Origin of the sequence: Streptomyces sp. NPDC003036 (assembly GCF_040611175.1) — a bacterium.
Classification (GTDB): Bacteria; Actinomycetota; Actinomycetes; order Streptomycetales; family Streptomycetaceae; genus Streptomyces.
Window position 1 is genome coordinate 107,223 of the sequence record NZ_JBEXNO010000015.1, and the last position, 12,947, is coordinate 120,169.

Below are 12,947 nucleotides of genomic sequence, written 5' to 3' on the forward strand. Positions count from 1 at the left end.
CACAGGGTTTGCGCAGGCCAACGGTTGGTTCCTGCTGATCCTTCCCTCGCCGGCCCCGGGAAGTCCTAAGGTGATCGGGTAGGTCGTTCGAGTCCTTCCGGGGGTGGGCATGGCGCGCGTCGTCGTGGTGCATGGGGTGGGCAGGGAGCTGGATACCTCCGAGACGCTCCTGGCATCGCTGAGCCCCGCTGTGACGGGCGGGGTGAATCTCGCCCTCCGACGTGACGCGGGCCTCGCGGGCCGCGTGACGCCACTCGCGCAGGGGGACATCACCTGTGCCGCGTACGGGGACCTCTTCCGGCGGCCCGGCGCACGAAGCGGCACGCCGCAGTACGAGGCAGAGGACGTGGCCGACGGTCTGGAGACCGAACTGCTCATGGCCTGGTGGGCGGAGGCCGCCCGCCTCGACCCCGCGGTGCTGGGCCCGTCCGACGCCGGACGAGGCGTCCTCGCGTACGCCGCGTCGCGGCCCCTACGGCTTGCCGCCGTACGGCGGGCCTTGGACGCACTGACACGTACGCGGTTCTTCGGCTCGGTGTCGGACGCGTTCCTCATCGCCGCGCTCAAACAGTTCCGCCGGTACTTCGACGATCCCGGGATCCGTGCCGCCGCGCGCGCCCGCGTCCTTCAGGGCATCGGCCAGGACACCCGGGTCGTGGTGGGGCACTCACTCGGGTCGGTCGTCGCTTACGAGGCACTGTGCCCAGGCGCCGTGGAGGGGCCCGTGACGCTGGTGACGCTCGGTTCCCCGCTCGGCATCCGCAACCTCACCTTCGACCGCCTGGACCCCGCGCCGGTGACCGGAGTCGGTGTGTGGCCGAAATCGGTGGACCGCTGGCACAACGTCTCCGACGCCGGCGACATCGTCGCCCTCGTCCACGAACTCGCCCCTCGCTTCGGCCCCGGCGTGCGCGACCACCACGTGCACAACGGCACCACCATGCACGACCTCTCGGCGTACCTGACCGCGGTGGAGACCGGGGCGGCGATCGCGGACGGGTTGGCCGCACGGTGAGCGGGCCCTCCCCGGCAGCCGCAGGTGAAGGGCCCTTCCGCCGGTACGTGCTGGCGGCCGGCACCCGCCACTATCCCGACGACCCGCATCTGACCGAGCTCCCGGGCGTCGACGCCGACGTCGAGCGTGTCGCCGCGCTCTTCGAGGGGCTCGGCTACACCCGGATCCTCCCGCACCTCAGCAGCTCACCGCGCTCGCAGGATTTCCTCGGTGACCTGGAGGAGTGGCTGGCGCACCCGGACCGCACGGACCGGGACGTGCTCGTCCTGTACTACGCGGGCCACGGCATCAAGCACCCGCAGCGGCGCGACCACTACCTCATGTGCGGTGGCAGCAGGATCAGCCGCCCGCAACGCACGGCCATCAGGTCGAGCGACCTCGCCGGCATGGTGACCACGTCCCCCGTCGGCCACGCTCTGCTCATGCTGGACACGTGCTACGCGGGCGCCGGGACCGCCGAAATGGCCGCCGTCGCACTGGACCTGACCGGACTGCGCGGCAACGACAGCGACGGCTTGTGGCTCCTCGCCGCCGCGCGGGCCAGGGAAGAGGCCGTCGACCAGGCCTTCGTACCCGCGCTGGAGGACGCGCTGCGCCGCAGCCGGGCCGGAATGCGTCAGCCGCACCTCGACGTCCTGGACGTCACGGGCCGTATCGACGCCTACCTGCGGGAGCACCACCCCCACCAGAGCGCGCGATGCAGCGCCACGGAGGTCCGCACGCCTCCGCCGTTCTTCCCCAACCCGGAGTACCGGCCCGGGCTCGCGCCGGCCCTCGTCGACGTGCAGACGGCCCGCGAATGGGCCGCCCACTTCGACCCGCGCAGCCGCGGCGTCGAGTACGCGGGCGAGAAAGGGGACTTCTTCACCGGGCGCCTCCAAGCCCTCGCCACGCTCGCCGCCTGGCTCCGGGAACCCCAGCACGACGGCCGCGCCCGCGTGGTGACCGGCGGCCCCGGTGCCGGGAAATCCGCGGTGCTCGGGCGGCTCCTCGCTCTTGCCGACCCCGACCCGGAGGAACGGCCTGCGGTTCCCGAGTACGCCAGGCCCCCGGCCGGTTGCATCACCACCGCCGTGCACGCCCGCGGTGCGAGCCTCGAATCGCTCACCAGCCGGCTGGCCGCGGCGCTCGGTGTCGACGCGGACTCGCCCCATGAGCTCCTCGTCGAGCTCTCCGACCGGACGACACCCTCCACGATCCTCATCGACGCCCTGGACGAGGCGGGCACGGGCGTGGAGGGCAGCGAGCCGCGCCGCATCGCCCGCGAACTCCTGCGGCCGCTCACCACCCTCCGCCACGTCCGGCTGATCGTCGGCAGCCGCCGTGAGCCGATCGCCGCGCTCGGCAGCGCGGTGGAGGTCATCGACCTCGACACGGACGCGTACGCGCGCCAGGCGGACATCGAGGAGTACGCGCACACGTGCCTGGTGGCCTCGGCCACGGCACGCGCCAGGTACTCCGCCGACATGCTGCGGACCCTCGCCGGGGCGGTCGGCGAACGCGCCGGGCTGTCCTTCCTCGTGGCCAGGATGACCGTGCGGGCCCTCTCCCACGGCGACCTGGTGGTGGATGCGGCCGAACCAGGCTGGCGGAAGCGGTTGCCCACGGAGGCGGGTCAGGCCTTCGATGCCTACCTCGCCCGCTACGGCGACGAGGAGACGCGCGTGCGCCGCCTGCTCGCCCCCCTGGCGTACGCCGAGGGAGAGGGTCTGCCCTGGGACTCCCTGTGGGCGCCGCTGGCCACGGCGCTGTCCGGCGTCCCATGCTCGGACGACGACATCGACTGGCTCTTCCGGCACGCCGGCGCGTACGTCATCGAGGTGCCGGTGGACGACGAGCGCTCCGTCTTCCGGCTCTTCCACGAGTCCCTCGCGGAACATCTGCGCAGTCCCCGACGAGACGCCGAGAACCAGCGGCGCCTGACCGCCGCGCTGCGCGACACGGTGCCCGGGGGCCGGGACGGCGCTCCCGACTGGGCCCGCGCCCACCCTTACGTCCTGGGCCATCTCCCGGGCCACGCGGCGGCGGCGGGCGAGTTGGCTCGCCTGCTGGAGGACTCCCACTTCCTCGTGCACGCCGATCCGGACGCGCTGCTCTCGGCCATGGGCGGCAGCGACGACCGCTCGGTACTGCGTACCCGGGCCATGTACCGCGCCTCCGCCCATCTGCACCGCAATGCCCCCGCCGAGTACCGGGCGCAGTTGCTCGCCATCGACGCGACCCGCTTCGGGATGGAGCAGCACCGGCGGGCACTGGCCCGGGGGGCGGCATGGTCACCGCGCTGGTCGACCGGCTCGCAGACGAGCAGCGCGCTGCGAAGCACCATGGACAACCACAACGGCACGTTCTCGCCCCTCGCTTGCACGACCTTGGACGGGGCGCCGCTCCTGGCGTTTCCCGGTCCGGTCGGGGCCGTGTGGCTGTGGGACTTGGAGTCCGATTCACTGCACTCTTCCTTCCCGGGACACGAAGCGGAGGTTTCCGCCCTCTGCTGCACCCATCTCGGCGGCAAGCCGGTCGTCGTATCCGCGGATACCGAAGGGGAGATACGCGTCTGGAGTGTCCTCGACGGCGCGTGTGAGCTGCACTTCGCCCTCCCCCCGCCTCCCGGAGGTCGCCGCAGGGGAGGATCTTCCGCCAGGAGGGTCGTCGCTTGGCAGGACGCGGATGCGCGGGAGGATCGCGAGTCGGACTACGTGGTGTCACTCGCCGCCACCGAGGTGGACGGCGTGCCGAGCCTGGTCGGCTACACCTTCAACGCCGTGGCATGGCTGTGGGACCTGCGGACAGGAGCGGCGGTGCGTCATGTCGACACTGAGGCACAGGTCTTCACTGTCGACGCCACGATCAGCTGTATGGAGATGGGTGGTGTTCCGTACGCCCTCATCACGAGTGGTCACCGGTCCGCCCTGACATGGAACCTCCTCGGTCATCGCCTGGGCCACCTGCCCCGGCACGACTCCGCGGCTTCCGTCGAGGTGCACTGGACGGGGCGGTTGAACGGGCGTGCCGCGGTCCTGCTCGGTGATCGCAGGGAGGGCCTGCTGGCGAGGGACCCGGATTCCGCGGAGGAAATCACCAGTCTTCCGGCTCACACCAGTCATCCGACCGCCATCACCGTCGTGCCCCTGGAGAGCGGGGACCTCATCGTCGTCGGTCACGCCGACGGAGTGATCCACGTCTGGGACGCCCGGACCGAATCGCTCGTGGCACGGCTCAACGGTCACGACCAGTGGGTGCATGCCCTGTCGACCACAGTCGTGGGCGGAGCACCCGTCGTGGTGTCGTCGAGCTCCGACGGAACGACCCGAGTATGGGACCTTCCCGACGCGGACGGAGCCGCCTCCTCGTACGGCCACACCAGTCAGGTACGGGCTGTCACGTGCCTCGTCGCGGACGGCGTGCCGGTGGCCGTCACGGGCGGCGCGGACGGCACGGTGCGGACCTGGAACCTCGACTCCGGTGCCGAGCTGGGCATCGGCCGGGGTCACACCGAGGACGTCATGTCCGTTGCCCTCACCTTCCTCGACGGGGTGCCCGTAGCCATCAGCAGCGGCTACGACCGGACGTTGAACGCCTGGACCCTCCCGGACTGCGCAGCACTCTCTTCGGTGGAGGACCGGCGAGCCTGGACGGTCGTCTCCGCCACAACCCTCGACGGCGTACCCGCCGTGGTCACCGGTTCCGAGTTCGTGCCGGGGCGAACAAAGGCCAGTGCCCTGACGGTGCGGGACGCGGCCTCGCTACGGGAACTCGTGGACGCCACTCCGTTGGCGGGTTCGCTGTTCGCCAGGATTCAGGCTGTGGCCTGTACGACGGTCGGCCACCGGCCGGTCGCGGTCCTCGGCAACGGCAGTGGCACACCCCAGGACGCGCCGCCCACACCCCGTGTACACCTCTGGGCCCTGGACACCATGACGCTGATGGGTGTCCTCGAAGGGTGCACCGAGCAGGTCAACGCCATCGCGTGCACCACCGTGGGCCGGACGCCCGTCGCCGTGCTCGGCACCACTGACGGCATCCAGGTATGGGACCTGTCCACCCGTACCCTGCGGTACACCCTGGGCGGACGACACACGTGGGTCTCGGGCGTCGCCTGCGCGGTTCTGGACGGCGTACCCACGGCGGTCACGGTCGACGACACCCTCTGCATGTGGGATCTGACGAACGCCCGGCTCCTCCACCAGCACGCCCTGCCTCATCCAAGCAGTGCCGTGGCCGTCGGCCCCGGGGGCGAGCTGGTGGTGGGAACCGGGTTCGAGGTCCTCGTCCTGGAACGAACCCGGCAGGCCGTCTCCCGTCCCTAGAAGCCCGGCGGCTCGGTGTACGTGCCCCACTCGTCGCGCAGGGCGTCGCAGATCTCGCCGAGCGTGGCCTCCGCCCGTACGGCTTCCAGCATGGGCTCGATCATGTTGGCGCCGCCCCGCGCGGCGTCGAGCATGGCGTCCAGCGAGGCCCGTACGCGCGCGTCGTCGCGGGCCGCCTTGCGGTCGGCGAGGACCCGGACCTGCTCGCGCTCCACCTCGTGGCTGACCCGCAGGATCTCCAGGTCGCCGGTGACCGAGCCGGTGTGGACGTTGACGCCCACGACCCTCTTGTCGCCCTTCTCCAGGGCCTGCTGGTAACGGAAGGCGGACTCCGCGATCTCGCCGGTGAACCAGCCGTCCTCGATGCCGCGCAGGATGCCCGAGGTGATGGGGCCGATGGGGTGCTGCCCGTCGGGGTGGGCGCGCAGGCCGCGCTCCTTTATCCGGTCGAAGATCTTCTCGGCGTCGGCCTCGATGCGGTCGGTGAGCTGCTCGACGTACCAGGAGCCGCCGAGCGGGTCGGCGACGTTGGCGACGCCGGTCTCCTCCATCAGCACCTGCTGGGTGCGCAGGGCGATCTCGGCGGCCTGCTCGGACGGCAGGGCGAGGGTCTCGTCGAGGGCGTTGGTGTGCAGCGAGTTCGTCCCGCCCAGCACCGCCGCGAGGGCCTCCACGGCCGTGCGCACCACGTTGTTGTACGGCTGCTGCGCGGTGAGCGAGACGCCGGCGGTCTGGGTGTGGAACCGCAGCCACTGCGCCTTGTCGGTCTTGGCCCCGTAGACCTCCCTCATCCAGCGGGCCCAGATGCGGCGGGCGGCGCGGAACTTGGCGATCTCCTCGAAGAAGTCGACGTGCGCGTCGAAGAAGAAGGACAGGCCGGGCGCGAAGACGTCCACGTCCAGGCCCCGGGACAGCCCGAGCTCGACGTACCCGAAGCCGTCGGCGAGCGTGTACGCCAGCTCCTGCGCGGCCGTCGCGCCGGCCTCGCGGATGTGGTAACCGGAGACGGAGAGCGGCTTGTACGCGGGGATGCGGGCGGCGCAGTGCTCCATCAGGTCGCCGATGAGGCGCAGGTGGGGCTCGGGCTGGAAGAGCCACTCCTTCTGCGCGATGTACTCCTTGAAGATGTCCGTCTGGAGGGTGCCGTTGAGGACGGACGGGTCGACGCCCTGCCGCTCGGCGGCGACCAGGTACATGCAGAAGACGGGCACGGCCGGACCGGAGATGGTCATGGACGTGGTGACGTCGCCGAGCGGGATGTCCTTGAAGAGGACCTCCATGTCGGCGGCGGAGTCGATGGCCACGCCGCAGTGGCCGACCTCGCCCAGCGAGCGGGGGTCGTCGGAGTCGCGGCCCATGAGGGTCGGCATGTCGAAGGCGACGGACAGGCCGCCGCCGCCGTTGCCGAGGATCATCTTGTAGCGCTCGTTCGTCTGCTCGGCGTTCCCGAACCCGGCGAACTGGCGGATGGTCCAGGTGCGGCCCCGGTAGCCCGTCGGGTACAGGCCGCGGGTGAAGGGGTACTCACCCGGCCAGCCGATCCGCTCGAAGCCCTCGTAGGTGTCACCGGGCCGGGGCCCGTAGACCGGCTCAACGGGGTCCCCGGAGAGCGTGGTGAAGTCGGCGTCGCGCTTGTGGGCGGCGTCGTAGCGGGCCTGCCAGCGTCGGCGGCCTTCCTCGATGGCGTCAGCGTCCATACCTTCGAATTTACTAGGACGTCCTAGTAAATGTCGATGGCCGACGGCCGTACGCGTGGCGTACGGCCGGGGGCGTCAGGCCTTGGCGACCGCCGGGGAGGCGTCGGCGAGCAGCGGCTCGACGTCGCGGACGACCTTGCGCTCGACGAAGAAGGCGGCGAAGGGGATGGTTCCGGAGAGCAGGATCCAGAGGAGCTTGCCGAACTTCCACCGGGCCTTGGAGCCCAGATCGAAGGCGAAGATCAGGTAGATGATGTAGAGGATGCCGTGGGCCTGGGAGACCATGAAGGTCACGTCCTCGCCCGTGTCGAACCCGTACTTGAAAATCATGCACGTGCAGAGCACGAGCAGCATGACCGCGGTCACATAGGCCATGACCCGGTAGCGGGTCAGCACGATCCTCTTCATGGCGTCGAGCGTAACGTGACGTTCCGGGCGATCTTCGCCCGGGTCACGCCATCGCGAGACGGGTCACTTCTCCTCGAAGTCCTGCGCCGCGATCCGCAGCGGCCGCAGCATCGCGAAGATCTCCGCGCACTCCTCGGCGTCGTACACGCCCAGCCCGAAGTCCATCGCCATCAGGTCGCGCGTGGCCGCCTCCACCACCTCGCGGCCCTTGTCGGTGATGGAGGCGAGGGTGCCACGGCCGTCGTTGGGGTTGGGGCGCTTGGCGACCAGCCCGGAGCGGACCAGGCGGTCCACGGTGTTGGTCACGGAGGTCGGGTGGACCATCAGCCGCTCGCCGATCTTGGACATCGGCAGCTCGCCGGCCTTCGAGAAGGTCAGCAGCACCAGCGCCTCGTACCGCGCGAAGGTCAGTTCGTACGGCTTGACGACCGCGTCCACCTCGGCGAGCAGGATTTGGTGCGCGCGCATGATCGAGGTGATCGCGGCCATCGAGGGCACGGGGCCCCAGCGCTGCTGCCAGAGCTCGTCGGCGCGGGCGATGGGGTCGAACGGGAGGCTGAGCGGCTTGGGCACGGACCGACCTTACCCAGTGGTCACATGCTGGTCAGCCCTGTCTCGCTTTTCGGTATCAGGCGGACAGGTGCCGCTCCACCGTCTCGACCTTCGAGGTGAGGCCGTCCGTCACGCCCGGGCGGATGTCGGCCTTCAGGACGAGCGAGACGCGCGGCGCCCGCGCCTCGACCGCGGCGACGGCGCGCTTGACGACGTCCATGACCTCGTCCCACTCGCCGCCCTCGATGGACGTGAACATCGCGTCCGTACGGTTCGGCAGACCGGACTCGCGGACGACGCGCACCGCGTCGGCGACGTACTCGCCGACGTCCTCGCCGACGCCGAGCGGGGTGACGGAGAAGGCGACGATCACGCGGTGTTCACCTTGCCCTCGCGGCGGGCGCGGGAGGCGATCAGCGCGTCGTCGGCGGCGCGCTTGAGCTTGCGGTCGGCGAAGAAGCCGCCGAAGGGCAGCACCGACAGGACGAAGAAGACGGCGGCGGTCTTCAGGTCCCACTTGGTGCGGTTCCAGGCGTCGAGCCAGAAGAGCACGTACAGGATGAAGAGCACGCCGTGGATCGCACCCATGACCGGCACCGCGTTGAACTCCGTCGTGCGCTTGAGCACGGAGCACACGAGCAGCAGGAGGAACGAGACGGCCTCCGGACCGGAGACCAGTCGGAGGCGGTGGAGGGAGGAGGCGGTCTTGATGTCCACGGGCAGCACCTTCGTCGTCATCGATCTTGTGAATCGACTCACAAGCGGGTTCGGTTCATTGTGCCAGGCGACTTTGCCCGCCCTTTATCAGGGTCGGGATCCTCCCCATGGCCCTGTCCGCCCCCTGGACCACCGGTTACCGTCGTGGCGTGGCAACGTTCCGACTCCAAGGCAGCAAAGTGCTCGCCGTCGACCTGACCGGCGACGCCGTCAAAGCGAAGAACGGCTCGATGGTCGCGTACGACGGCCAGATGGCCTTCAAGAAGATGTCCGGCGGCGGTGAGGGCCTGCGGGGCATGGTCACCCGTCGGCTCACCGGCGAACAGATGGAGATGATGGAGGTCAAGGGGCAGGGCACCTGCTTCTTCGCCGACCGCGCCTCCGAGATCAACCTCGTCCGGCTCCACGGCGACAAGCTCTTCGTCGAGTCCAGCAACCTGCTGTGCGCGGACGGCGGGCTGCGCACCGGCACCAGCTTCACCGGGCTGCGGGGCGGGGCCACCGGTACCGGGCTGTTCACGACGACCGTCGAGGGCACCGGTCAGGCGGCCATCATGTCGGACGGCCCGGCGGTCGTGCTCCGCGTGACGCCGCAGTACCCGCTGTCCGTGGACCCCGGCGCGTACATCGCGCACCAGGGCAACGTGCAGCAGAGCTTCCAGTCCGGTGTGACGTTCCGCACGTTCCTGGGCGAGGGCGGCGGCGAGGCGTTCCAGATCCGCTTCGAGGGCGACGGGCTGGTCTACGTGCAGCCGAGCGAGCGCAACACCGTCGGGGGCGAGATCTGATGCCGTTCCGCGAGATCAACGCGAAGATGGTCGAGGCGACGATCGCGCCCGGCCAGAAGATGCTCAGCCAGCGCGGCGCGATGCTCGCGTACCGCGGCGACGTCACTTTCACGCCGAACATCGCCGGCGGCCAGGGCGGCCTGATGTCGATGATCGGGCGCCGCGTGGCCGGTGAGGCCACCCCTCTCATGACGGTGGAGGGCAGTGGCACCGTCATGTTCGGGCACGGCGGCCACCACATCCAGGTGATCCAGCTGTCCGGCGACACGCTGTACGTGGAGGCGGACCGGCTCCTCGCCTTCGACGGCACCCTGGAGCAGGGCACGATGTTCATGGGCGCGCAGGGCGGCGTCATGGGCATGGTGCGCGGCCAGGTGACCGGGCAGGGCCTGTTCACCACCACCCTCAAGGGCTACGGCGCGGTCGCCGTGATGGCCCACGGCGGGGTCGTCGAACTGCCGGTCACCCCGGCGCGTCCGGTGCACGTCGACCCGCAGGCGTACGTGGCGCACCACGGCGACGTACGCAACAAGCTCTCCACCGCGCTCGGCTGGCGCGACATGGTGGGGCGCGGCTCGGGCGAGGCGTTCCAGCTGGAGCTGAGCGGCAACGGAGTGGTGTACGTCCAGGCGTCGGAGGAGAAGCTGTGAGCAGCGGACTTGTCATGCACGATCCGTCGACCCTGCCGAGCGACGACAACGTCAATCCGTACACCTTCTGCGTGGAGCTGAAGGGCTCCCAGTGGTTCCTCCAGAAGGGCAAGATGATCGCCTACTACGGGCGGATCGAGTTCAACGGCATCGGTCACGGCCGTCTCGACCGGCTCGTGCGCACCTCCTTCCACTCCCCGCTCCACGCGAGCGACTGGGTGGTGGCGGAGGGCAGCGGCAAGATGCTGCTGGCGGACCGTGCCTTCGACGTGAACGCGTACGACCTGGACGAGGGCAACCTCACCATCCGGGCCGGCAATCTCCTGGCCTACCAGCCGAGCCTCGCCCTGAAGCAGTCGATCGTGCCGGGCTTCCTCACCCTCATCGGCACGGGGAAGTTCGTGGCCGCGTCGAACGGGCCGGTGGTCTTCATGGAGCCGCCGCTGCGCGTGGACCCGCAGGCGCTGGTCGGCTGGGCGGACTGCCCGTCGCCGTGCCACCACTACGACCACGGCTACATGAGCGGGGTCATGGGCGGGCTGCGGCAGCTGACGGGGATCGGCGGCGCGTCGGGCGAGGAGCACCAGTTCGAGTTCGTGGGGGCCGGCACGGTGCTGCTGCAGTCCTCGGAAGCGCTGATGGCGGAGCAGGCAACCGGGGCGGTGCCCCACGCGCCGGGGGTTCCGGGCGGTGGCGCAGCGCATGGATCCGGCCACGGCCAGCACGGGTCCGTACCGCGCCTTCCCGGTCAGCTGGGGGACCTCCAGCGTCGCTTCGGGCTGTGAGCGGTAGTCTGCGGAGTGTGACGTCCTCGAACGTCTGCGCCCCTCTCGTGGGGGTACTCAGCCGTCGGGGACGGGGGGCCGGCGTTGCCCGGTGTCACTGACCCTCATTTCGTCCAGCATTCAACTTCTTAGGTAGAATCCATACATGGAGACCGAGACGGCCATCCCCTGGCTGACCGATGCCGAGCAGCACGCCTGGCGTACGTATCTGGACGTCAACAGGCTGCTGACGTACCAGTTGGAGAAGGACCTCCAGCCGTTCGGCCTGACCATCAACGACTACGAGATCCTGGTGAACCTCTCGGAGTCCCTCGAACGGCGCATGCGGATGAGTGACCTGGCGGCGGCGACGCTCCAGTCCAAGAGCCGCCTGTCCCACCAGATCACCCGGATGGAGAACGCGGGCCTGGTCCGCCGGGAGAACTGCGAGTCGGACCGGCGCGGGCTGTACGCGGTCCTCACCGACCAGGGCATGGAGACCATGCGCAAGGTCGCGCCGCACCACGTCGAGTCGGTGCGCAAGCACTTCATCGACCTGCTCAACCCGGACGCGCTGGAGCAGCTCCACGCGTCCCTGCACCCCATCGCGGAACAGCTGCGCGGCTTGCGCGGCAAGCCCTAGCCGGACCTAGCCGATCCTCGGCAGCCGCAGCTCGAACAGCGCTCCGCCGGAGGGGGACCGGCGGACCGCGAGGGTGCCGCCGTGCCCGGTGGCGACGTCCCGGGCGATGGCGAGACCGAGCCCCGCGCCGCCCTCGTCGCGGCTGCGGGCGTCGTCCAGCCGGACGAACCGCTCGAAGATCCGCTCCCGCTCGGCCTCCGGCACGCCCGGCCCGTCGTCCTCGACGGCCAGGACGGCCTCGCGCCCCTCCCGCCGTACGGTCACGGCCACCCGCGTGGCCGCGTGCCGCTGGGCGTTGTCCAGCAGGTTGCCCAGCACCCGCGCCAGCTGCCCCGGCGACCCGCTGACGTCCACGCCCTCCCGCGCCGCCTCCACCCGCGCCGGCACCCGGTCGCCGGCCCGCCGCGCGACCTCCTCCCGTACGAGCTCCGCCAGATCGAGGCGCGTTCGCCCCGGCCGCTCCCCCGCGTCCAGCCGCGCCAGCAGCAGCAGGTCCGCCGCCAGCTGCTGGAGCCGTACGGTGTCGGCGACGGCCCCCGGAACGTCCAGCAGCCCGGGGTGGGCCGCCCCCACCTCCAGCTGGGTGCGCAGGCTGGCGATGGGGCTGCGCAGCTCGTGCGAGGCGTCCGCGACGAACCGCCGCTGCCGCTCCACGCTCGCCTCCAGCGCGGCCAGCGTCTCGTTCGTCGTCCGGGCCAGCCGGTCGACCTCGTCGTACGTGCCCGGCTCGGGCACCCGGCGCGACAGGTCCTCGGAGGCCGTGATCGCCGCCATCTCGCGGCGGATGCCCTCCACCGGCCGCAGCGCCCGCCGCGTGACCAGCCACGTCACGCCCCCGACGACGACCAGCAGGCCCGGGAGCGTGGCGAGCATCGCACCCCCCACACCCGAGACCGCCGCCGACGCGGTGACCAGCGGGGCGCCCGCGTACACGGTGGCCTCGCCCTGCGGGCCGGACGCCTTCACGGCCGCGAAGCGGTAGGTGGCGGTGTCGCCGTCCACGGTGACGTCGCCGGTCGAGTACGCGGCCTCGTCGGAGACCTCGCCGGCCTCCGTCCCGCCGTCCTGGGCAGCCGGGGGGACGGCCCGGGTCGCCGGGCTCGCCGTCCCGCCGATCGCCTCGATGTCCTCGCCGATGGCGACGACGCGGCCGTCCTCGTCCACGACCTGCACCGGGTGCTCCTCGGTGTCGTCGGGCAGGTCCAGCCGGCCGAAGGGCGTGCCGCCGGCGATCTGGGCGGCGACCGAGCGCGCGGAGACCTCCGCCTGGAGCCCGGCCTGGTCGACGAGGTGGGACCGCAACACGGCCAGCAGCGCCACCCCGGCGACGGCGAGCGCGACCGCGACGACGAGCGTGGCGCCCAGGGCCGTACGGGCGCGTACGGAGCGCAGCGGGTGCCCCAGCC

General features: G+C 71.0%; 12 protein-coding genes. 6 read left to right on the plus strand and 6 right to left on the minus strand.

All coding sequences use genetic code 11. From position 1 onward, the window contains the following. The first annotated feature begins 109 nt into the window (after nt 1–109). Nucleotides 110–1,015 carry an antibiotic ABC transporter ATP-binding protein gene (locus tag ABZX67_RS13800; RefSeq protein ID WP_355358747.1) on the plus strand — a complete coding sequence of 302 codons (906 nt, stop codon included), beginning with the start codon at nt 110–112 and terminating at the stop codon, nt 1,013–1,015. Further along, the gene (locus ABZX67_RS13805; protein WP_355358750.1) at nt 1,012–5,322 is read left to right on the plus strand and encodes a caspase family protein; all 4,311 of its coding nucleotides are present in this window, start codon (nt 1,012–1,014) and stop codon (nt 5,320–5,322) included. Before ABZX67_RS13800 ends, ABZX67_RS13805 begins: the two co-directional genes overlap by 4 nt. Here ABZX67_RS13805 and ABZX67_RS13810 read toward each other — a convergent pair. From ABZX67_RS13810 to ABZX67_RS13830, 5 genes are all read right to left on the minus strand, one after another. Next, complete coding sequence (locus ABZX67_RS13810; protein WP_355358753.1) at nt 5,319–7,019, minus strand: methylmalonyl-CoA mutase family protein; 1,701 nt, start codon at nt 7,017–7,019, stop codon at nt 5,319–5,321. The two genes, ABZX67_RS13805 and ABZX67_RS13810, sit on opposite strands and share 4 nt — an antisense overlap. A gap of 75 nt (nt 7,020–7,094) precedes the next feature. Next, the gene (locus tag ABZX67_RS13815) at nt 7,095–7,427 is read right to left on the minus strand and encodes a DUF3817 domain-containing protein (protein WP_355358756.1); all 333 of its coding nucleotides are present in this window, start codon (nt 7,425–7,427) and stop codon (nt 7,095–7,097) included. A gap of 63 nt (nt 7,428–7,490) precedes the next feature. Next, on the minus strand, nt 7,491–8,000 hold the full coding sequence (locus ABZX67_RS13820; RefSeq protein WP_355358759.1) for a MarR family transcriptional regulator: 510 nt from the start codon (nt 7,998–8,000) through the stop codon (nt 7,491–7,493). Between the two features lie 55 nt (nt 8,001–8,055). Further along, nucleotides 8,056–8,352 (minus strand): MTH1187 family thiamine-binding protein, encoded by a 297-nt coding sequence (locus tag ABZX67_RS13825; RefSeq protein ID WP_355358762.1) that lies wholly within the window; start codon nt 8,350–8,352, stop codon nt 8,056–8,058. Then, on the minus strand, nt 8,349–8,696 hold the full coding sequence (locus tag ABZX67_RS13830) for a DUF3817 domain-containing protein (protein ID WP_355358877.1): 348 nt from the start codon (nt 8,694–8,696) through the stop codon (nt 8,349–8,351). Before ABZX67_RS13830 ends, ABZX67_RS13825 begins: the two co-directional genes overlap by 4 nt. 149 nt (nt 8,697–8,845) lie before the next feature. Here ABZX67_RS13830 and ABZX67_RS13835 point away from each other — a divergent pair, with 149 nt between their 5' ends. The 4 genes from ABZX67_RS13835 to ABZX67_RS13850 all read left to right on the plus strand — a co-directional run bounded on the left by ABZX67_RS13835 (nt 8,846) and on the right by ABZX67_RS13850 (nt 11,541). Continuing rightward, a complete protein-coding gene (locus tag ABZX67_RS13835) occupies nt 8,846–9,484 on the plus strand; it encodes an AIM24 family protein (RefSeq protein ID WP_355358765.1) in 639 nt (212 codons plus the stop codon). Continuing rightward, nucleotides 9,484–10,134, plus strand: coding sequence for an AIM24 family protein (locus ABZX67_RS13840; protein ID WP_355358768.1), 651 nt, complete (start codon nt 9,484–9,486; stop codon nt 10,132–10,134). The genes ABZX67_RS13835 and ABZX67_RS13840 overlap by 1 nt, the downstream gene beginning before the upstream one ends. A 14-nt stretch (nt 10,135–10,148) precedes the next feature. After that, the gene (locus ABZX67_RS13845; RefSeq protein ID WP_355358880.1) at nt 10,149–10,919 is read left to right on the plus strand and encodes an AIM24 family protein; all 771 of its coding nucleotides are present in this window, start codon (nt 10,149–10,151) and stop codon (nt 10,917–10,919) included. A 145-nt stretch (nt 10,920–11,064) separates the two neighbouring features. Continuing rightward, nucleotides 11,065–11,541 (plus strand): MarR family transcriptional regulator, encoded by a 477-nt coding sequence (locus tag ABZX67_RS13850; protein WP_355358771.1) that lies wholly within the window; start codon nt 11,065–11,067, stop codon nt 11,539–11,541. 6 nt (nt 11,542–11,547) lie between these two features. Here ABZX67_RS13850 and ABZX67_RS13855 read toward each other — a convergent pair whose 3' ends face one another. Then, entirely contained in the window at nt 11,548–12,933 is a 1,386-nt protein-coding gene (locus ABZX67_RS13855) for an ATP-binding protein (RefSeq protein ID WP_355358883.1), read from the minus strand. Between the last annotated feature and the right edge of the window lie 14 nt (nt 12,934–12,947).